The organism is Pseudomonas sp. DD1, assembly GCF_044510355.1.
In the GTDB taxonomy this organism is placed as follows: Bacteria; Pseudomonadota; Gammaproteobacteria; order Pseudomonadales; family Pseudomonadaceae; genus Aquipseudomonas; species Aquipseudomonas shahriarae.
This window is the reverse complement of sequence record NZ_MSAJ01000037.1, coordinates 14810-35323: the sequence shown is the minus strand read 5'-3', so window position 1 is coordinate 35323 and position 20514 is coordinate 14810. Positions and strand designations below refer to the sequence as shown.

General features: G+C 62.1%; 17 protein-coding genes. 12 read left to right on the top strand and 5 right to left on the bottom strand.

Features of this window, described 5'->3' with window-relative positions; translation table 11 throughout:
* Positions 1-245: 245 nt before the first annotated feature.
* Positions 246-716: a copper chaperone PCu(A)C gene (locus PSFL_RS23320; protein WP_057438666.1), complete on the bottom strand. Its 471-nt coding sequence runs from the start codon at positions 714-716 to the stop codon at positions 246-248.
* A complete protein-coding gene (locus PSFL_RS23315) occupies positions 716-1321 on the bottom strand; it encodes an SCO family protein (RefSeq protein ID WP_057959858.1) in 606 nt (201 codons plus the stop codon). The genes PSFL_RS23320 and PSFL_RS23315 overlap by 1 nt, the downstream gene beginning before the upstream one ends.
* Before the next feature lie 329 nt (positions 1322-1650).
* Here PSFL_RS23315 and PSFL_RS23310 point away from each other — a divergent pair, with 329 nt between their 5' ends.
* From PSFL_RS23310 to hemN, 3 genes are all read left to right on the top strand, one after another.
* Complete coding sequence (locus PSFL_RS23310) at positions 1651-2094, top strand: CopD family copper resistance protein (protein WP_057959857.1); 444 nt, start codon at positions 1651-1653, stop codon at positions 2092-2094.
* Positions 2095-2187: 93 nt separating this feature from the next.
* A complete protein-coding gene (locus PSFL_RS23305; protein ID WP_115128013.1) occupies positions 2188-3513 on the top strand; it encodes a coproporphyrinogen III oxidase in 1326 nt (441 codons plus the stop codon).
* Positions 3500-4885 carry an oxygen-independent coproporphyrinogen III oxidase gene (hemN, locus tag PSFL_RS23300; protein ID WP_397470530.1) on the top strand — a complete coding sequence of 462 codons (1386 nt, stop codon included), beginning with the start codon at positions 3500-3502 and terminating at the stop codon, positions 4883-4885. The genes PSFL_RS23305 and hemN overlap by 14 nt, the downstream gene beginning before the upstream one ends.
* 63 nt (positions 4886-4948) lie before the next feature.
* Here hemN and PSFL_RS23295 read toward each other — a convergent pair whose 3' ends face one another.
* The 3 genes from PSFL_RS23295 to PSFL_RS23285 are packed head-to-tail and all read right to left on the bottom strand — an operon-like array spanning position 4949 to position 8243.
* Positions 4949-5794, bottom strand: a complete 846-nt coding sequence (locus PSFL_RS23295) for a metal-dependent hydrolase (protein ID WP_057438661.1) — start codon at positions 5792-5794, stop codon at positions 4949-4951.
* Positions 5794-6690, bottom strand: a complete 897-nt coding sequence (locus PSFL_RS23290; RefSeq protein ID WP_120732595.1) for an SDR family oxidoreductase — start codon at positions 6688-6690, stop codon at positions 5794-5796. Before PSFL_RS23290 ends, PSFL_RS23295 begins: the two co-directional genes overlap by 1 nt.
* Entirely contained in the window at positions 6687-8243 is a 1557-nt protein-coding gene (locus tag PSFL_RS23285; RefSeq protein ID WP_397470529.1) for a flavin-containing monooxygenase, read from the bottom strand. Before PSFL_RS23285 ends, PSFL_RS23290 begins: the two co-directional genes overlap by 4 nt.
* A gap of 299 nt (positions 8244-8542) precedes the next feature.
* Here PSFL_RS23285 and PSFL_RS23280 point away from each other — a divergent pair, with 299 nt between their 5' ends.
* From PSFL_RS23280 to PSFL_RS23240, 9 genes are all read left to right on the top strand, one after another.
* On the top strand, positions 8543-9541 hold the full coding sequence (locus PSFL_RS23280) for an alpha/beta fold hydrolase (RefSeq protein WP_057959851.1): 999 nt from the start codon (positions 8543-8545) through the stop codon (positions 9539-9541).
* A gap of 326 nt (positions 9542-9867) precedes the next feature.
* The gene (locus PSFL_RS23275; RefSeq protein WP_057959850.1) at positions 9868-11145 is read left to right on the top strand and encodes an alkane 1-monooxygenase; all 1278 of its coding nucleotides are present in this window, start codon (positions 9868-9870) and stop codon (positions 11143-11145) included.
* A gap of 146 nt (positions 11146-11291) precedes the next feature.
* Positions 11292-11786, top strand: coding sequence for an alkane oxidation protein activator PraA (praA, locus tag PSFL_RS23270; protein ID WP_057438657.1), 495 nt, complete (start codon positions 11292-11294; stop codon positions 11784-11786).
* Between the two features lie 129 nt (positions 11787-11915).
* Positions 11916-12431, top strand: a complete 516-nt coding sequence (praB, locus tag PSFL_RS23265) for an alkane oxidation protein activator PraB (protein ID WP_076964898.1) — start codon at positions 11916-11918, stop codon at positions 12429-12431.
* Between the two features lie 125 nt (positions 12432-12556).
* Positions 12557-13999 (top strand): outer membrane protein transport protein, encoded by a 1443-nt coding sequence (locus tag PSFL_RS23260; RefSeq protein ID WP_057959848.1) that lies wholly within the window; start codon positions 12557-12559, stop codon positions 13997-13999.
* A 295-nt stretch (positions 14000-14294) separates the two neighbouring features.
* On the top strand, positions 14295-16820 hold the full coding sequence (locus PSFL_RS23255) for an acyl-CoA dehydrogenase (RefSeq protein ID WP_397470528.1): 2526 nt from the start codon (positions 14295-14297) through the stop codon (positions 16818-16820).
* Positions 16821-16963: 143 nt separating this feature from the next.
* A complete protein-coding gene (locus PSFL_RS23250; RefSeq protein ID WP_115128017.1) occupies positions 16964-18307 on the top strand; it encodes a 3-oxoacyl-ACP reductase in 1344 nt (447 codons plus the stop codon).
* A 2-nt stretch (positions 18308-18309) separates the two neighbouring features.
* Positions 18310-19212 (top strand): MaoC/PaaZ C-terminal domain-containing protein, encoded by a 903-nt coding sequence (locus PSFL_RS23245; RefSeq protein ID WP_057438655.1) that lies wholly within the window; start codon positions 18310-18312, stop codon positions 19210-19212.
* A complete protein-coding gene (locus tag PSFL_RS23240) occupies positions 19209-20507 on the top strand; it encodes an acetyl-CoA C-acetyltransferase (protein ID WP_076964902.1) in 1299 nt (432 codons plus the stop codon). The genes PSFL_RS23245 and PSFL_RS23240 overlap by 4 nt, the downstream gene beginning before the upstream one ends.
* Positions 20508-20514: the final 7 nt, after the last annotated feature.

Genomic DNA, 20514 nt, shown 5'->3' with positions numbered 1-20514 from the left:
GGGCCATGGATGGCCCATCGCGGCGGCCCCCCAAATCAATGTCGGATGACGGGCACACCGAGCCTAGGCGAGGTGCCGAGTGGTGGGGCAAGAGCCCTTTTGGTTACTTTTGGGGCTCTTTTCCAAAAGTGACCCGCCGTAAGGGCGGAACCCTAAGTGGCCGTAACCGCAGCAACGGATATGTACACATACCCAGAAGAAGATACCTATGGCCACCGCGAGCAAGCCAGCTCCCACCCTCAGGATCAATGGTTCATATGATGACCACCAGCACTGCCCAGGCTGCGGGCCGGCGCCTGGATTTCGAGGGTCTGCTTGTCACCCTTGGCATCTTCCACCGTCAGGGTCAGCGGCACCTGGTCGCCTTCCTTGATCTGGCCCGTCAGGCCCATCAGCATCACGTGATAACCCTCGGGATCAAGCTTCACCGCCTGGCCGGCCGGCAGTGCCACGGCATCCACCGGGCCCATGCGCATGACGTCGTCTTTCATGCTCATCTCATGAATCTGCACTTCCTTGGCCACCGGCGACTTGACGCTCAGCAGCTTGCTGTCGCTGTCGGCGGTGAGGGTCATGAATGCCCCGCTCGAATGCTGCCCCGGTACGGTGGCGCGGGCCCAGGCATCGCTGACCTGGACCTGGGCGCTGGCGTGGGCGGCGAGGCCCAGCAGGGAAAGGCCGAGGGCGATGCGCTTGAGGGTGTGGACAGCAGTCATTAGCAGACCTCCATGACGGTGAGCAGGTCTTCTGCGCACTCTTTGGCGTTAAGGGATGCCGACAGGCCCAGGCGCAGGTTGCTGCGGGTGTCGAACACAAAACTGGTGGCGGTGTGGGACAGGGTGTAGGTGTCGCCTGCGGGGATCTTTTCATAAAAGATCCCGAACTCCTTGGCGGCCACGGCGATTTCTTCCGGCGTGCCGTAGAGCGCTTCGAAGCTGGGGTCGAAGGCCTTGACGTAGGCGTCGAGCACTTCGGGCGTATCGCGTTCCGGGTCCAGGGTGATAAAGATCACCTGCATGATTTCGCCGTCGCGGCCCATCAGCTTCTTGGCCTGGGCCATGCGCGCCAGGGTGGTGGGGCACACGGCCGGGCACTGGGTGAACCCGAAGAACACCACCGGCATCAAGCCGCGAAACGAAGTCAGGGTCACGGTTTCGCCGGCGGTATTCTTGAGCTTGAACGTGCGGCCCATGATCTTGTTGCTCAGATCCTTGCCGTACTTGAAATTCAGCTTGGGGCCGGTGTCACAGCCGCTCAGCAGGCCCAGGCCCAGCAGGCCCATACCGGTGAGGACCTTGCGGCGGGTGAGTAACGTATTCATGAAGTGGGCGTCCCGTGAAGCGCCTGACGGCTGCGCATAACAGGTCAGTCAGGCTTTGAAAAGCGGTGAACAAGCAGGGTGGGTAGTCTACCGGTGTTGATCACGCTTGATAATCTGCGACGTTCTGCCACAGGGGCGGTCGCCACCTTACCAGCCAAGGGGGCGATTGCGTCTGTGGCACACTGTCGCAGACGCCTTGAAACGCCCGGCGTACAAGGCTTTGGGCAAATGTTTCAACGATTATCAGGGCCCTTGACCCGCATCAAGGCAGCGTCCCCCCGGCCTGGGGCACAGTCACGCCATACGGACCGGCCCACTGTGAGGCGCTGATGCTCTATCTCCTGTTTCTGCTGGCCCATCTGTTCGCGGCGCTGATGTTTATCGGCACGGTGTTCTTTGAAGTACTGATCCTCGCCAGCGTGCACAAGCAACTGCCGGCCCGCGTCATGCTGCTGGTGGAGCAGGGCATCGGCAACCGTGCCAGGGCCTTGATGCCGTGGGTGCTGCTGGTGCTGTTCGGCGCGGGTATCGGCATGGTCTGGTTGCGCTATCTGCCGGTGCTGGCGGCGCCATCGAGTTCGGCATTCGGCGCCTTGCTGACGCTCAAGTTGATCCTCGCCGCCAGTGTGCTGATGCATTTTTTGCTGACGGTGTGGCTGATGCGGCGTGGGCGGGTCAGCGCGGCCTATTTGCGCTTCGTTCATCTGAGCCTGTTCTGCCATATGGTCGCCATTGTGTTGTTGGCCAAAAGCATGTTCTACATCACCTGGTAACCCCCCTCGTATTCCCTGGCCTTGATGCATATCAAGGTGCGCTGTCCGGTCGCACCGCACAATGACCCACCGTAGCCAGACCCGGAGGCCGTCATGCTCACTGTCATTCATCCCGCCCGCGAGTGGCGCCTGCGCCGTGACCAAAGCGTGCTGGACCAGGGCCAGGTCGACATCGGCAAATTTCATACGGGGATCGGCTCCCTCGACCTGTTGCGCGCCATGCGCAGCAGTCGCCAACGCCAGCGTCCCCTGGCGCTGAACCTGCAATGGCCGGCGGGCCTGGTGGCCGATGACTACCTGGACGCGCTGGAGCAGGAAATCCACCTGGTCGGTTGCCACGTGGGTGGGCGCCAGCCGGTGGATCAATTCCATCTGGGCGGCGCTACCCCGGCAATGGCCGACCTGCAGCGGTTGATGGCGCACCTGCGCAGTCGCCTGCATTTTCTCGAGCATGACCAGGGTGACTACAGCCTCGACCTCGACCCGCTGCACACCGACTGGGCGACCATGGGCCGCCTGCGTGAACTGGGCTTCAATCACATCAATATCGGCGTGTCGGATGCCAGTGGCGACGTCACACCTTCGGTGGCCGGCTATCAAGACCCGGCGCCCATCCAGTCGCTGATCGACGCGGCGCGCACCCTGGGTTTTCGCTCGGTGAATGTCGACCTCGGGTATGGCCACGCCTGGCAGACCTGCGACAGCTTTGCAGCCAAGTTGGCCAGCCTGATCGCCCTCGAGCCGGACCGCCTGCAAGTGTTCGACTATGCCCAGGCCCCCCGGCGCTACCAGCAGCAACGGGCGCGGGCGCTGTCGTCGAATGCCGACAAGTGCGCGATGCGCGCGATCGCCTTCCAGCACCTGGAAGCTGCCGGTTATCACTACATTGGCCTGGGCCAGTTCGTACGCCCTGACGATGACCTGGCGCTGGCCCAGGAACACGGACGCCTGAGCCGCAATTGCCAGGGCTTTACTCGTCACGGTTACTGCGACCATATCGGCTTTGGCCTGGGCGCCATCAGCCAGCTCGACAACCTGTATGCGCAAAACACCGACGACCTGGCGCGCTATCGTCAGCAGTTGGACAGCGACCTGTTGCCCACCGCCCGCGGCTGGCGCTGCGAGGCGGGCGATCAGATCCGTCAGCATGTCATGGAGCGCCTGGCCTGTGACCTGGAGTTGGATATCCAGGCGCTGGAGCGCCGTTATGGTGTGATTTTTTCCCGCTACTTTTCGGCGATCTGGCCGCTGCTGGAGCACCTGCACCAGGACGGCCTGATCGACTTGTCCGAGCGCTTCCTCTGTGTGCTGCCTGCGGGCCGGCAGCGGGTCGAAGCCCTCTGCGCGCTGTTTGACCGGGCAGGCAGCGCGGTTCCCCCTTGCTCCAACGATGAGACCATCGACCATGAAAGCGTTTGAGTTCAACCGGGCCCTGGTGCAGAAATACGACCGCCCGGGGCCGCGCTACACCTCGTACCCGACGGCGCCGCAGTTTCATTCGGCGTTTGCCCTGGATGACTATCAGCAGGCAGTAGCGGCCAGCAACCAGGGGGCGGCACCCAAGGCATTGTCGGTGTACATCCACATACCGTTCTGCCAGAGCCTTTGTTACTACTGCGGTTGCCACAAGATCATCACGCGCAAGACCCATCGCGCCGTGGAGTACCTGAGCTACCTCAAGCGCGAAATCCAGATGCAGGCCGCGCTGTTCGATCGCACGCGGCCCCTGACCCAGTTGCACCTGGGGGGCGGTACGCCGACCTACCTGGACGATGCGCAACTGGCCGAGTTGATGGCAAGCCTGGCGCAGGGCTTCAGCCTGGATACCAGCGACAACCATGAGTTTTCCATTGAGGTCGACCCGCGCACCATCAGCGTGGAACGCATCCATAACCTGCGCGGGCTGGGCTTCAATCGCCTGAGTTTTGGCGTGCAGGACTTTGATGCCGATGTGCAGGCGGCGGTCAATCGCGTGCAGGGCGAAGAGCAGATTGTGCAGTTGGTCACGGCCGCCCGGCAGGCACGCTTCAAGTCCATCAGCGTGGACCTGATCTACGGCCTGCCATTGCAGACCGTGGCCAGTTTCGACGTGACCCTGGGCAAGCTGATTGCCCTGCGCCCGGACCGTGTGGCGGCCTACAGCTACGCGCATTTGCCCACGCAAATCCGCGCCCAGCGCATGATCCGCCCCGAAGACATGCCACCGCCGGAGCGCAAGCTGGAGCTGCTGGAGTTGACCATTCGCCGGCTGACCGAAGCGGGTTATGTGTACATCGGCATGGACCACTTTGCCTTGCCCGACGACGAACTGGCCCTGGCCCGGGCCAATGGCACCTTGCAGCGTAATTTCCAGGGCTACTCGACCCATGCCGATTGCGACCTGATCGGGCTGGGCGTCTCGGCCATCGGCAAGGTGGGCGACAGCTACAGCCAGAGCGTCAAGGAGTTGTCCCAGTACTACGCGCGGATCGACGCCGGGTTGTTGCCGGTGCAGCGCGGCTACCGCCTGAACGCCGATGACGTGTTGCGCCGGGACGTGATCAACGGCCTGATGTGCCATGGGCGCATTGACTTTGCCGGGGTCGAGGCGGGGCATGCGATCCGCTTTACCGAATACTTTGCCCAGGCGTTGTCACAGTTGGATGAGCAAGTGGCGGATGGTTTGCTGCATGTCGAGGACGATGGGGTGCAGTTGCTGCCCCAGGGGCAGCTGATGGTGCGCAGCGTGGCGATGGCGTTTGATGCGTACCTGGGTGGGCAGCAGAAGGGGCAGTTTTCCCGCACGGTCTGACCACCGAATCCACCCTTGTGGCGAGGGGACAAGCCCCCTCGCCACAGCCCCCCTCACCACGGCTCAGGTATAGGCGCCTGCCGCGCCGTTGGTGCGCTCAATCTCTTCCACCAGCTTATCAATCCCCTCCAAGCGTGCCCGGTTGTCGTGATCCCACGGATGAAACCCTGGCTTGAAATAATGCAGCCACGGCCGCGCCATGCGCGGGAACACGCCCTTGGGCCCGTAGAGAAACTTCAGCATCCGCCAGAAGCCCTTCAGATGCCCGCCCGCGCGGCGATCGGCGATCAGCAGGCGCAGGTGGAAATCAAACACCACCAGCCAGAAAAACACCGTGGTGAACAGCATGGTCCCGGTGCGCAGCAGATAGCGCTTGGACCCTGGTTTGATCACGCTGTTCCACACATCAAAGGCCACGGCCTTGTGCTCGGTTTCTTCGAGGGCGTGCCAGTACCACATCTGTTGGTAGCCTTTGAGCGAATCACCAAAACGCGTGGGGTCGCTGAGCAGGATTTCCGCGAGCATCGCCGTGTAGTGTTCCAGGGCGATGGTCACCGCCAGGTTGAAGGACGGCGGCAAGTGCTTCTTTTGCAGGTCGAGCATAAATTTCAAGCGGCGGTCCAGCAGGTGGGCCGGCAGCCCGGCGGCTTGCAGCAGCTCGTTGTAGGCCACGTGCTCGCGGCTGTGCATGGCCTCCTGGCCGATAAAACCCTGGATCTCCTTTTTCAACGCCGGGTCGTCGATGCGCTGGCGATAGTGGCGCACGCTGTCCATGAAGAACAATTCGCCCTGGGGAAACAGCAACGACAGGGCATTGAAAAAGTGCGTGATGAACGGGCCTTGCTCGTGCCAGTCCTTGATGCGTTCGGCAGGCAGGGTAAAACGCAGGTCGCGGCGAATGGGCAGCATTATGGCGACTCCTGTTCAGAGAGGGGGGAGGGTGGCAGGGCCTTGCGCTGTTTCGGTGCCATGCGCCGGCTGGCGAACACCACCAGCCCTTGATAGGCCGCCGGCAGCCAGCGCGCGAGCAGGTCCAGGGCGTAGGCGTCGCGGCCGATCAGCACGCGGCGCTTGTTCTTGCGCACGCCCTGCAGGATGACCTTGGCGGCCTGGTCGGCGTCGGTGATAAACAGTTTTTCGAAGTCGGCGCGGGCCTGTTGTTCGCTGTGGATCAGGAACCCGGTCATGTTCGCGTCGATCCGGCTGCTGCGGCAGATGTCGGTGCGGATCCCACCGGGATGCACGCAGGTGGCCGAGACGCCGCTGCGTTGCAAATCCAGTTCCTGGCGCAGGGACTCGGTAAAGCCGCGCACCGCGAACTTGGTGGCGTTGTAGCCGCTCATGCCGGGCTGGGCGAACAGGCCGAACACGCTGGAGGTGTTGACCACATGCCCCTCGCCGCTGGCCTTGAGGTAGGGCAGAAAGGCCTTGGTGCCGTACACCACGCCCCAGAAATTAATGCCGACGATCCACTCCAGGTCGGCGTAGTCCACACCTTCCACGGTGCTCGACAGGGCCACCCCGGCATTGTTGAAAATCAAATTCACCTGGCCGTGTTCTGCCGCGCAACTGGCGGCCCAATCCTCCATGGCCTGGCGGTCGGCAACATCCACCTCCCTTGACGTCACGCGGATCGGCGCCAGGCTGCTGCGCTGGATCAGCTCCACGGTTTGTTGCAGGCCGGTCTGGTTCTTGTCCGCCAGGGCCAGGTGACAACCCTCGCGCGCCAGGGCCAGGGCCAAGGCGCGGCCCATACCGGACGCGGCACCGGTGATGGCCGCCACGCGGCCATTGAATGACTTCATGACAGGCTTCCTTCTGCGGTGGCATGGGGTGGCGCAACGGGGCGCGGTGTGGCGCCGGTCAATAGTGGCGTGACCTGATAATCGCGCAGGGCGAACTGGCGGGTGACCTGTTTGAAGCGCCAGGTCGAGCCGGGCCACAACGTCGTATTTTTGCCGGTGCGCGGGTCGAGGTACCAACTGCGGCAGCCGCCGGTGTTCCAGATAGTGCGCTGGAGTTTTGCCTGGATTTGCTGGTTGTAGGCGCTTTCCACGGCTGGCTTGACCTCGACCGTGGCGATTTGCTGGCGGCGCATCTGTTGCAGGGCATCGAGGATGTAGGTGACCTGTGCCTCGATCATCAGAATCATCGAGTTGTGGCCCAGCCCGGTGTTGGGCCCGACGATCAGGAACAGGTTCGGATAGCCCGGCACGGTGGTGCCCTTGTACGCATGGGCGCCATCGCGCCAGGCCTCCATCAGGTCAATGCCGCCGCGCCCGATGATGCAGTCGCGGGGCAGGGGATCGGTAGCCTGGAACCCGGTGCCGAAGATCAGGCAGTCCGCCGGGTGCTTGATGCCATCGGCGGTGACGACCCCGTCGGCCTCGATTCGCAGTACAGCGTCGGTGACCACTTCGACATTGCTACGTGACAGCGCTGGGTAGTAGTCGTTGGAGATCAGTACGCGCTTGCAGCCGATGGTGTAGTCCGGCCGCAGGACTTTGCGCAGGGAAGGGCGCGCCACTTGTTTGTGCAGATGGCGCACGGCGATTTTCTGCACCACTTTCATCAGGCGCGGGTGCAGCGCAAAGCCCACCACCCGACCTTCCAGGGCCCAGTAGAAAGCCCCGCGCACCAGGCGCTGGGTGAACGGCAGATGCTTGAACACCCAGCGCTCAAAACCTGAAATGGGGCGGTCCGGCTTGGGCATGATCCACGGCGGGGTGCGCTGGAACAGGTCCAGGTGCGCCACTTGGGGGGCGATACGCGGCACGAACTGGATCGCACTGGCGCCGGTGCCAATCACCGCCACACGCTTGCCCTTGAGTGAATAGTCGTGGTCCCAGTGCTGGGAGTGAAAGCGCTTGCCCTTGAAACTGTCCAACCCCGGAATATCCGGCAGTGCCGGGCGGGACAGTCCCCCCATCCCCGACACCAGTACCCGTGTACTGGCGCGGCGGCCATTGCTGAACTGCAATTGCCAGCGTTGCAGTTGCTCATCGAACACCGCCTGTTGCAGGCCCATGCCAAAACGCAGGTACGGCGCCAACTCAAAGCGCTGTGCGCAATGTTCCAGGTAGGCACGGATTTCCGCCTGGGGGGCGAACTGGCGGGTCCAGTCGGGGTTGGGCGCAAAGGAAAACGAATAGACGTGGGATTGCACATCACAGGCGCAGCCCGGGTATTGGTTGTCGCGCCAGGTGCCGCCCAGGGAGTCGGCCTGTTCGGCAATAAAGAAGTCGTCGAGCCCGGCTTGCTTGAGTTTGATCGCCATGCACAGGCCGGCGAAGCCTGAGCCAATGATTGCGATATCGACGCAATCTGCCGTGCCGCTTGGCTGGGTAGAGGCATTCATAGGGTGTCCCTCGTGGGCTGTGGGCGCCTTACGGGTGTTGACATCGGATGTGCTCCTTTTTTGTTTTGGCTTTTAGATAGAACACCATTGCAAAGAAAAATTGTATTTATTATTTTAAAAAAGATTTTAAATAATCTACCTGAAAATGTCGTCTACGCTAGACCCTTGTCCTTTATGTGCGATTTGTCCGACGGACGAACGCTTGACGCGCGCAGTTGAAGTCCAGGGTGTGGACGATGGCTGAGGTCTTGACCAATACCGGTCAGATCGCCAGCAGCAGGGAAGCAGAGGACCGAGCTATGGCTGTCGAATGGGTTGTCGCTGCGGGTGTGTTTATGGCTGCCAGTGCGGCGTTATGGGGCTTGAGTGCCTGGATGACGCGCCGTATCGAAGCGGCTGTTCCAAGTAACGGGCGCTTTCTGGAAGTGGATGGCGAGCGCTTTCATTATGTAGACGAGGGCAAGGGCCCGCCGCTGGTGATGATCCACGGCCTGATGGGCAGCAGTCGTAACCTGACCTATGCCTTGGCCGCACAACTGCGCGAGCACTTTCGGGTGATCACCCTGGACCGACCCGGCTCAGGCTATTCCACCCGCCGCAAAGGCACCGGTGCCGACCTGCCAAGCCAGGCCCGGCAAGTGGCGACCTTTATCCAGACCCTGGACCTGGGCCAGCCCCTGGTGCTGGGGCATTCCCTGGGCGGGGCGATCTCCCTGGCCCTGGCCCTGGACCATCCCCATGCGGTGTCCGGGTTGGTGCTGGTGGCACCCCTGACCCATCCCCAGCGCATGCTCCCCCTGGTGTTTCTGTCGTTGGCGGTGCGCCCGGCCTGGCTGCGGCGCTGGGTGTCGCGCACGCTGACGGTGCCCATCGGCATGCTCACCAGTGGTGCGGTGGTCAAGGGCGTGTTCGCTCCCGACCCGGCGCCGGCCGACTTCGCCACCCGTGGCGGCGGCCTGCTGGGGATGCGCCCCGATAACTTCTATGCCGCTTCCACCGAAATCAGTCTGGTCAACGATTACCTGCCCGAGATGGTCAAGCGCTACCCGCAACTGCGCCTGCCCATCGGCCTGATCTATGGCTCGCGGGACAAGGTGCTGGACTTCCGCAAGCACGGCCAGGCCCTGGCAGACAAGGTGCCAGGGCTGAAGCTGCAGCTGGTCGAAGGCCGTGGCCATATGCTGCCAATCACCGCCACCGAGCGCGTGGCGGCACTGGTCGAGCAGGTGGCCAAGCGCAGCAAGCCGGTGGCAAGCGCCACGGTGTTGCACCCGCCGTTTGCGCTGGCGAGTAAATAATCATGACGCCCACGGCGTGGTCGAAAGTCGCTGACGCTTGCCCTAGACACCTGACCGAACGGATGAAAAAGAGACTGGCCGGTCACGTAAAAAAGGCCCCGAAAAAGTAGTTGACGACCTATCGATTCCGCGCTATTTATTTAAAAAAATATTTCAATATTTATTTTGAAATGATTTTTGAAATGCCTAAGAGCGAATAAAATAATGAAAAAAACGCCTTTTATCGCATGGTTTGTTTCAAGTGGCCTTCAGTGCCGCCTGAACCGCTTTTCTGCCTCTTTTGCTTCGCTCTCACTCTCTGCCGCGCAGTGCGCCCGGAGGTTGCCATGAATCAGACCCTGGCCGCCCCCCACGTCTGGACCGACGGCAAGCGCCACCTGTGGTGGCTCGGCATCATGCCTCTGGCGACCCCGCTGCTGTCCGGCGCCCTGGCCATCACTACCGGCGTACAACAACTGTGGTGGGTCGGTGTACTGGTGATTTTCGGCCTGATCCCGCTGATCGACGGCCTGCTCGGCGAAGACGTCAGCAACCCACCGGAATCCGCTGTCAGCGGCCTTGAATCGCAGAAGTACTACCGCTGGATCGTCTACACCGGGGTGTTGTTCGTTATTTCCTCGGTGGTGATCACCGGTTGGCTGGCCGTCAGCGGCATCGACTGGATGATCAGCGGCGGGCTGCTGCAACTCACCGCCTCCCTCGATCCTTCGAGCTGGATGGCGCAAACCGCCAGCTTCCTGACGGCCCGGGTGCAGTTGCACGGTGAGGTCAGTGGGTTTACCTACCTGGGCATGGCCATGTCCACCGGCGCTGCCACCGGTATCGCGATCAACACCGCCCATGAACTGGGGCACAAGCCGCGCCTGCTGGAGATTGTGCTGGCGAAGATCACCCTGGCGCCGACCTTCTACGGGCACTTCTACACCGAACACAACCGTGGCCATCACGTACGCGTTGCCACCCCGGAAGATCCGGCCAGCTCGCGACTGGGGGAGAGCTTCTGGGCGTTCCTGCCGCGCTCGGTGTGGTTCAGTGCGCGCTCGGCCTGGAACCTGGAACGCGAACGCCTGCGCAAGCTCGGCCTGCCGGCGTGGCACTGGAAGAACGGCGTACTCAGCGCCTGGATGTACAGCGTGGTGTTGTGGGGCGCGATGATCGCCTGGCTGGGCATGGCGGTGATTCCCTTCCTGTTGATCCAGGGCATCTACGGCTTCTCGTTGCTGGAAGTGGTGAACTATGTCGAGCACTACGGGCTTAAACGCCAGAAGTTGCCTAACGGCCGTTATGAACGGTGTTCGCCGCGCCACTCGTGGAACAGTAACCGTATTGTCACCAATATCTTTCTGTTCCAGTTGCAGCGCCACTCTGATCATCACGCCAACCCGACTCGCAGTTATCAGTCGTTGCGCCACTTTGATGAATCGCCGCAACTGCCGTATGGCTACGCCAGCATGATTGTCTGGGCCTATATCCCTTACTTATGGCGCCGGCGTATGGATCACCGGGTACTACGGCATTATTCGGGGGATGTCACCCTGGCCAATATCCAGCCATCCAAACGCTTGAAGATACTGGAGAAGTACGGCAAGACCAGCACCTTCTAATGTGAATTAACCGTTGTAGGGCGCACTCGGGATCTGTGTATCGCGCAGGTTTTCATCGCCCAGGGTTTGCCGGTTTCGAGTGCTGCTTAGTTGCAAGAAAGTTGTTTGACCCTAACAAAAATAAAATCAAGGGAAGGACGTACACCATGCAAACACCTGCCAAGTTCACTGCGCATATCGTGCTCGCTGCACTGGGGCTTATTGCCTATCACCAGGCCCAGGCCGCCCGTATCGAACCCGCCGGCAGCGCCTTCACTGCCCAGGGCCCCATCAGCTTTTCCAAGGGCGCGCTGATTAGCGCCGACTGCACCATCAAGGTGGCCGGCAAGGTCGCGGCCGATGGTTCGCAAGTCAATGTCGACAAGGTCGAGTTCGACGGTGGCCTCAAGTGCAGCCGCGTCGAGGCCATCAACCTGCCGTGGATATTAGTGGCCAGGGATGCCAGGAGCGGCTCCATGTCGAAGATCAGCGTCGATGTGCACGCCTTTGGCCTGGGCGGCAAGTGTGGCCCGTCCACTGCCGAAGGCACCTGGGATAACGCCACCGGCAAGTTGGAAGCGGTCAATGTGCCGATTGGCGAAGACTGCAAGATCAAAACCGTGTCGATCAAGATGCCGCCGACGTTCAAAGTCGTCGAGTAAACCCCCGAATTTGTAGCGGTAAATGAATTGAAATTTGGCTGGAAAGGGAAGTTCTGCTGTTTCTCCGTGACCTCTCGATCATGGCCATTACCCCGGCGAAATGACTCGCCATACATGTGAGGAAAAATAATGAAAAGTTTGAAAACCCTCGTTTGTGTAAGTTCGTTTGCTCTGTGCTTTGGCGCGGCTTCGATGGCCAGTGCGGCGTCTTTTAGTCCAATTGGAGCGACGTTTACTACAGGGGCGACTGGGAGCATTGTTGTTAAATCACCTTCGTCGTTTCAGCAGCCCGTAACATGTAAGGCTGTATTCGAAGGCAAGGTGCGCCCTGATGGTAAGGCAGATATCACCAAAGTAACTATCTCTCCAGGATCAAGCGTGCTGTGCAACCTACCCAATATCACTGGTTTGCCTTGGTTGCTGGAAGCCACCAGCACAAGTGCCGGTAAAGCTTACAACGTTGGTTACACGATCACTTCGTTCCCTCCAACCAACTGCGGCCCTACGGCTATCGATGTAGCGCTGGCCTCAACCCCAGCTCCGTCTCCAAGTATCACTCTTGCTGCGACCAACCAGCCGCTTAGCGGCAGTTGCACGGTGGTGACACTGAACGTAGGCGCTACCGGCGTCACCATTGTTCCTTGATGCCGGGACTTCGGAAATAGGCTTGATCACCCGGTGAAAAACAGGTGCCTCGTCAGAGGCATCTGTTGAGGTAAAGCCGTTCGGTCCAACCGGCTGTGACAAATAAAAACAATAAGGAGTGACGCATGAATAATATGAAGCAGCAGGCCCAGGCGTTGTTAGGCCTGGCATTGTTGGGCGGGCTGATCGCCTCAGCGGGAACCGTTCAGGCGGGTGGTTTCATGACGCCAACCGCAAACACTGCTGGTTGGGGCCGGGCGTTTGGTGGGGGGTCGATGTTCAAGAACGACCCGTCATCGGCGTACAACAACCCTGCTGCCATGGCTTTCATTGACAAGACCATTTCGCAGTTCACCATCAACTACGCAAACATCGACATCAAATACAAAGGGTCGGCGTATGACTACGCTGGCAATCCGACGTCCAACACGGTCTATGATCCCAATACTGGCGAGTTAACATCGACACCTCGCACCGGTAATGGCGGTCAAGGCGGCTTCGAAGCGTGGGTACCCACTGGCTTCATGGTGATCCCGATCAACGATCGTTTTGCCTTTGGTTTGAGCCAAGTGGTGCCGATGGGCGCGCGCACAACCTGGGATGAGGATTGGAAAGGTCGCGACTTCGCGGTGGACACCCGCATCGAAACCGTGGGCCTGACCGGCTCCCTGTCGTTCAAGGTCAATGATGAGTTTTCCATCGGTGGTGGTGCGATTCTCCAGCACACCAAAGGCTTTGTGAGCCAGAACGTCGATCTGTATGCCGCTGCTGCGCAGTCGCCGGACTTCGGGATGATTCCGTTCCCGGCCGGCCAGGGCTTCGCCTTGATGCGGGTCAAAGTCGACAATAACTCCCTGGGTTGGTTTGCGGGGATGACCTGGAAACCCACGGCGCAGGACACCCTGGGCTTGAACTATCACGCCAAGATCAAGAACAAGCTGGAGGGCAAGTACAACATGTACGCCGATCCAGGCTCGGAAGGGCTGATGACCACCCCGGTGGTCGACGGTAAAACCCTGGTCGAGTTGGCTTACCCTGGGCTGAAACTGTATCCGGGCGGTGCCAATGCCTCCACGCAACTGGATATCCCTGCCAACGCGTCCCTGGACTGGGTACACGACTTCTCTGACCGCCTGACCCTGGGCGCCAGTGTGACCTGGACCCAATGGTCCTCCTTCGAGGCGCTGACCTTGAAGTCCAATGGCAGCACCATCGTGTCGATCCCGTACAAGTACAAGAACACCTGGATGTATTCGTTCGGCGGTGACTACAAACTCACGGATGACTTTACCGTGCGTGCCGGTGTGGCCTTCGACCAGACCCCAACCCGCAACTCCACCCGTGACCCGCGTATCCCGGATGGGGATCGCACCTTCGCTTCCCTGGGCTTTGGCTACAACATCCGCGCCATTCCGGGCCTGAGCATCGACGGCGCGTATTCCCGCCAGTTTGTGGAGACCGTCAAGCTCAAGACCAAGAACGTTGACCGTCTTGGCGCAGCGTCGCTGGATGGCAAATCCGAGGCCAAGGGCGAAGTGGTCAGCCTGTCGGCTACCTACGCCTTCTGACCTGGGGTTGTATCTGCGTAGTGCCTGGGTAAACGCGTAGTCAGCGCATCTTTCTACTGCGTTTACCCGGTGCTCCACCTGTGGGGCGCCCACGCGACCCCTGGTGATTTCCTTCTCCCTTTAACACTTCGGCTGACGCGTTCGGCCGAGAATTATTTCGCAAAGACATTAAATAAAAATTTCAAAACAAAATTTGAATTTGGCTTTTCAAGTTTGTAGTGTGGTGATCAGTCGCAGGCCGTACCGACCTGCTGCTGTGCGTGCCGTGCCCTGAATAATAAGTAGAGGTATCTCCATGGTTATCTGGTTATTGGCGGGACTCGCTGTGGCGACTGCCCTGGCGTATCGACAAGCGGCAGCCACCCTGTGGCTGGGTGCTGGCCTGGCCTGGTTGGCGGGCGGCTATCTGTTCAATGTGGTTGCAGGGTTTGGCCTGAGCGTTGCGGCGTTGCTGGTGGTGGTACCGGCGCTGCTGATGAGCATCAAGCCCCTGCGTCGCACGCTGTTGACCAGCAGGGCCCTGGGTCTGTTTCGCACGATCATGCCGGCCATGTCCGACACTGAACGCGCGGCTATCGAGTCCGGCACCGTGTGGTGGGACGCCGAGTTGTTCAGCGGCAAACCCAATTGGCCGCGCCTGCTGCAAGCCGCGCCGGCACGCTTGAGCGCCGAAGAACAGGCCTTTCTCGACAACGAAGTAGAAACCCTCTGCGACATGGCCAACGACTGGGAAACCACCCAGGTCTGGCAGGACCTGTCGCCCGAAGGCTGGCAGTACACCAAGGACGCCGGCTTCCTCGGCATGATCATTCCCAAGCAATATGGCGGCAAAGGCTTCTCCCACTATGCCCATTCGCAAGTGGTGATGAAGCTGTCGACCCGTTGCTCGGCGGCAGCGATTTCGGTGATGGTCCCCAACTCCCTGGGCCCCGCCGAACTGTTGCTGCATTACGGCACCGACGCCCAGCGCAATTACTACCTGCCGCGCCTGGCCCGTGGCGAAGACATCCCGTGCTTTGCCCTGACCAGCCCCTATGCCGGCTCCGACGCCGGGGCGATTCCCGACCTGGGCATCGTCTGCAAGGGCATGCATGAAGGCCAGGAAGTGCTGGGCTTCAGCGTGACCTGGGACAAGCGCTATATCACCCTCGGCCCCATCGCCACGGTGCTCGGCCTGGCCTTTCGCGCCGAAGACCCTGACGGCCTGCTGGGCCAGCCCGGTTCGCTGGGCATCACCTGCGCGTTGATCCCCACTTCCCATCCCGGGGTGAACAGTGGTCGCCGCCATTGGCCCCTCAATGCGGTGTTCCAGAACGGCCCGACCACCGGCAAGGACGTGTTTATCCCCCTGGAGTGGGTGATCGGCGGCCGCGAGCAAGTGGGCAACGGTTGGCGCATGCTGATGGAATGCCTGGCCGCCGGGCGCGCGATTTCCCTGCCGTCGGCCAACGTCGGCCTGGGCAAGGTGGCGGTACGCGGTACCACGGCCTACGCGGCGATGCGCAAGCAGTTCGGTCTGCCGATTGGCAAGTTTGAAGGGGTGCAGGCGCCCCTGGCACGTATGGCCGGGCACCTGTATGCCTGCGATGCGGTACGCAAAGTGTCGGTGGCGTCGTTGGATGCCGGCGAGAAACCCTCGGTTATCTCGGCGATTGCCAAATACCACGTCACCGAGCGTGCGCGGATCATCGTCAACGATGGCATGGACATCGTCGCCGGCAAGGGTATTTGCATGGGGCCCAACAACTTCCTGGCCCGTGCCTATCAACAAAGCCCCATCGCGATCACGGTGGAAGGCGCGAATATCATGACCCGCTGCCTGATCATCTACGGTCAGGGCCTGATCCGTTGCCACCCCTACGTGTTCCGAGAAATGGAAGCGGCGCGCAACACTGATAATCGCCAGGCGTTGCTCGAGTTCGACAGCGCCATGTTCGGTCACCTGAGTTTTGTGCTGGCCAACACCGTACGTGCGGCAGTGCATTCCCTGACAGGCGGACGGCTGATTGGCGTACCGGCCAAGACGGATCCGGCGCTGGCGTCCTACTACCGCCAGGCCAATCGGCTGTCGGTGGTGCTGGCGTTGATTTCCGATATTTCCATGGGCGTGCTGGGCGGCGCGCTCAAGCGCAAGGAAAGCATCACCGGGCGCCTGGGCGATATTCTGTCCCAGCTCTACATCCTGTCCTGCGTGCTCAAACGCTTTGAGGACGATGGCCGGCCCCAGGCCGACCTGCCGTTGGTGCATTGGTCGGCCCAGGATGCCTTGTTGCGGGCCCATGAAGCCCTGGCCGAGGTGCTCGACAATTATCCTTCGACGCCGGCTGCGGCAGTGATGCGTGGCTTGAGCTTCCCGTTCGGCATTCCCCAGCGCAAACCCTCCGACCGCCTGCTGGCCCAGGTGGCCGAGCTGGTGCAGACCCCGGGCGAAAGCCGCGACCGTTTGCTGGCCAATTCCTACATCCCGCGTCCGGAAGTCGACAAGCTGGCCTATGGCGAACTGGCGTTCCGCCTGCTACCCCAGGTGGAGTTGATCGAAGGGCGGCTCAAGGCGGCGGTCAAGCAAGGCACCCTCGACCCGATGCCGATCAGCAGCACGGCCTTTACCGCCTGGCGCATCAAGGCCCGCGCCCTGGATTTGATCAGCGCCGACGAAGACGCCTTGCTGGCGCGCTATGTGGAATACGCCGATCACGGCATCCAGGTGGACGACTTCCCACAGGACTTCGGGTTGCTGGAGGCCTTGCAAAAGCGCCAGCAAACGTTGGAGCAAGCGGCCAAACCCAGCAGCAGAAAACGTGAAAACGCCCCGGTGAACTAGAAACGAGCGCGCTCAACGGGGGAGCGGGCTTGCCTGTGATAGCGGTGTATCTGCGCCACAGATGCAATCGGATCCACCGCCATCGCAGGCAAGCCAGCTCCCACAAGGGGTTGGATTTGCAGGTCAGGAAAACGGATTGATTTATGAGCGACAGCTACCTTTCTTTTGTTAATTCTGCCTGGGGCCGTCGTCTGGCCCAGGCTATCGGCTTGCCGCAACCCTTGGCCCTGCAACGTCACCGCAGCGGCCAGCAGGGCCTGGCCAACCCGGTGATTATCGCTGGGGCAGGGCGCCTGGCGGACGAAGTGCGGCGCCTCTTCAAGGCCACCGACACTGTGCCGGCCCAGGCCGCCACGCTCAAGGCGCCGTCCACGGTCAAGGTCCAGGGCGCGGTGTTTGATGCCAGCGCCGTGGTCGACCTCAAGCAACTGGACGAACTCTACGAATTTTTCCACGCCAACGCCCGGCGCCTGGGGCCGCACGCGCGGGTGGTGGTGCTGGGCACCGCGCCCGAACACTGCCAGGACTTGCCCCAGGCCATCGCCCAGCGAGCCCTGGAGGGCTTGGTGCGATCCTTGGCCAAGGAGCTGCGGCGGGCGATCACCGTGCAGTTGATCTATGTCGCGCCGGGTGCCGAGCAGTCCCTGGACAGCAGCCTGCGCTTCTTCCTGTCGCGGCGTTCGGCCTATGTCTCGGGGCAGGTGGTGCGCCTGGAAAAACCGGTCGATGCCGCCCCCGCCATCAACTGGGACAAACCCTTCAGCGGCCGCCGCGCCCTGGTCACTGGGGCCTCCCGTGGCATCGGCCTGGCCATCGCCCAGGTGCTGGCGCGTGACGGCGCGCACGTGGTGTGCGTGGATGTGCCGCAAGCGCTGCCCTCCCTGGAGCAGGCGGCCAGCAGCGTCGGCGGCCAGGCCTGGGCGCTGGACATCACCGGCGCCGATGCGCAGCAGCAGTTGCAGGCCTATGTGGCCGAGCATGGCGCGTTTGATGTGGTGGTGCACAACGCCGGGATCACCCGCGACAAGACCATCGCCAAGATGACCGAAACCGCCTGGCGCAGTGTGCTGGCGGTCAACCTCGAAGCGCCGTTGCAGTTGAGTGAAGCCTTGTTGCAAGGGCAGGGGCTCAAGGCCGGTGGGCGGATTGTGTGCGTGTCGTCGATCTCCGGGATCGCCGGCAACCTGGGGCAAAGCAATTACGCCACCTCCAAGGCCGGGGTGATTGGCCTGGTGCAGGGCCTGGCGCCAGTGGCGGCGGCGCAACAGGTCACGGTCAACGGCGTGGCGCCGGGGTTTATCGAGACCCAGATGACCGCGAAAATCCCGCTGATGATTCGCGAAGCGGGGCGGCGCATGAACTCCCTGTCCCAGGGCGGGCAGCCCATCGACGTCGCCGAAACCATCGCCTGGCTGGCGCACCCGGCTTCGGGCGGGGTCAACGGCCAGGTGGTGCGCGTATGTGGCCAAAGCCTGTTGGGAGCCTGAGCATGGACGACGTGACGCAGATTATCGACCCGCCACCGTCGCGCAATCGCCTGCTGCTGGACGGCCTGTTGGCGATGCGCAAACCCAGGCTGGAAGGCGCCCCCACGTTGCCCCGGGAGCGCCTGGTGCGCTCGGCGGTGGAGTTGAGCGCCCATGCTATTGCGGCTTATGGCCGGGCCTGTGGCTTTCGGCGCGAGCAAGGGGTGCCGCTGTCCTACCCCCATGTGCTGGCGTTCCCCTTGCACTTGATGTTGCTGACGCGCCCGAGCTTTCCGTACCCGGCCAGCGGCATGGTGCATCTGGCCAATCGCATTCGCCAACATCGACGCCTGCAGGAAGGTCAGGCCCTGCGCCTGGAAGTGTTTGCCGAACGCTGGGTGGCCCATGCCAAGGGCCAGGCCTTGAGTATTGCCACCCACGCTTACAGCGCGGGCGAGTTGGTGTGGCAAAGCGAAAGCCTGTACCTGCGTCGCGATGTCGCCAACCCGGTGGGCGAGCCATGGGGCGACAGCCTGGCATTGCCCGAAGAGGGCGTGCGGCGCACCCAGCGTTGGGTGTTGCCAGCGGACCTGGGGCGGCGTTTTGCCAAGGTGTCGGGGGATTTCAACCCGATCCATACCTCGTTGATCGGCGCGCGGCTGTTCGGTTTTCGCCGGGCCATCGCCCATGGCATGTGGACCCTGGGCCGCGCCCTGGCCGCCCAGCAACCCCCAGGCGGGCTGGACGTGGCCGAGGCCCATTGCGATTTCAAGTTGCCGATCTTCCTGCCCGGCCAGGTCGCCCTGTGGAATGCCCCGGCAGACGGCCCGCGCCGTGCATTCGAGGTGCGCAATCCGGCCGGGGACAAACCCCACATGCGTGGCCTGTTTATCTGGACCTCGCGTTTTGATGAGAGTCGTTCATGAGTGACTACAGCTTCAGCCCCGCCCCGACGCGCCGCGTGGCGATTGTCGGCGGCAACCGCATTCCGTTTGCCCGCTCCAACACGGTGTACGCCCACGACAGCAACCAGGATTTGCTGGTGGCCGCGCTGCAAGGCCTGGTGGACCGCTACAACCTCCACGGCCTGCGCCTGGGCGAGTTCGCCGCCGGCGCGGTGATCAAACACTCGCGGGACTTCAACCTGGCCCGTGAGTCGCTGCTGTCCACCACCCTGTCCGCCGAGACCCCGGCCTACGACCTGCAGCAAGCGTGCGGCACCGGCTTGGAGGCGGCGTTGCTGGTGGCCAATAAAATCGCCCTCGGCCAGATTGACGTGGGGGTTGCCGGGGGCGCCGATACCACCTCCGACGCGCCCATCGGCATCAACGAATCCCTGCGCCGCACGCTGCTGGCGGCCAACCGCGCCAAGGGCAGCGGCAACAAGTTGCGCAGCCTGTTGCAGGTGCGCCCCTCGATGTTTTTCAAGCCGCTGCTGCCGCGTAATGGCGAGCCGCGTACCGGCTTGTCCATGGGCGAGCACTGCGAAGAAATGGCCAAGCGCTGGCAGATCAAGCGCCTGGCCCAGGACGAACTGACCCTGACCAGCCACCAGCGCCTCGACGCGGCCTATAAAAACGGCTTCTTCGACGACCTGATCAGCCCTTATCGCGGCCTGTCCCGCGACAACAACCTGCGCGCCGATGCCAGCCTGGAGAAGCTCGCCAGCCTGTCCCCGGCCTACGATCGGCAGAACGGCACCCTCACGGCCGGTAACTCCACGCCGCTGACCGATGGCGCCTCGGTGGTGCTGCTGGCCAGCGAGGAGTGGGCCGCCGCTCGTGGCCTGCCGGTGCTGGCCTACCTGCGTACCGGCGAAACCGCCGCGGTGAACTTCGTCGACGGCAGCGAAGGCTTGCTGATGGCCCCGGCCTACGCCGTGCCCCGCATGCTCGCACGCGAAAACCTGAGTTTTGCCGATTTCGATTTCTTCGAGATCCACGAAGCCTTCGCCGCCCAGGTGCTGTGCACCCTCAAGGCCTGGGAAGATGCCGATTACTGCCGTGAGCGCCTGGGGCTGGAGGCGCCACTGGGGGCTATCGACCGCGCCAGGATGAACGTCAATGGCGGCTCGCTCGGTTGCGGTCATCCCTTTGCCGCCACCGGTGGCCGCCAGTTGGCGGCGCTGGCCAAGGCCATTCACCTGCGCGGTGGCGGACGCGGTTTGATTTCCATCTGTGCCGCCGGCGGCCTGGGCATTACCGCCATCATTGAAAAGTAGCCGTACA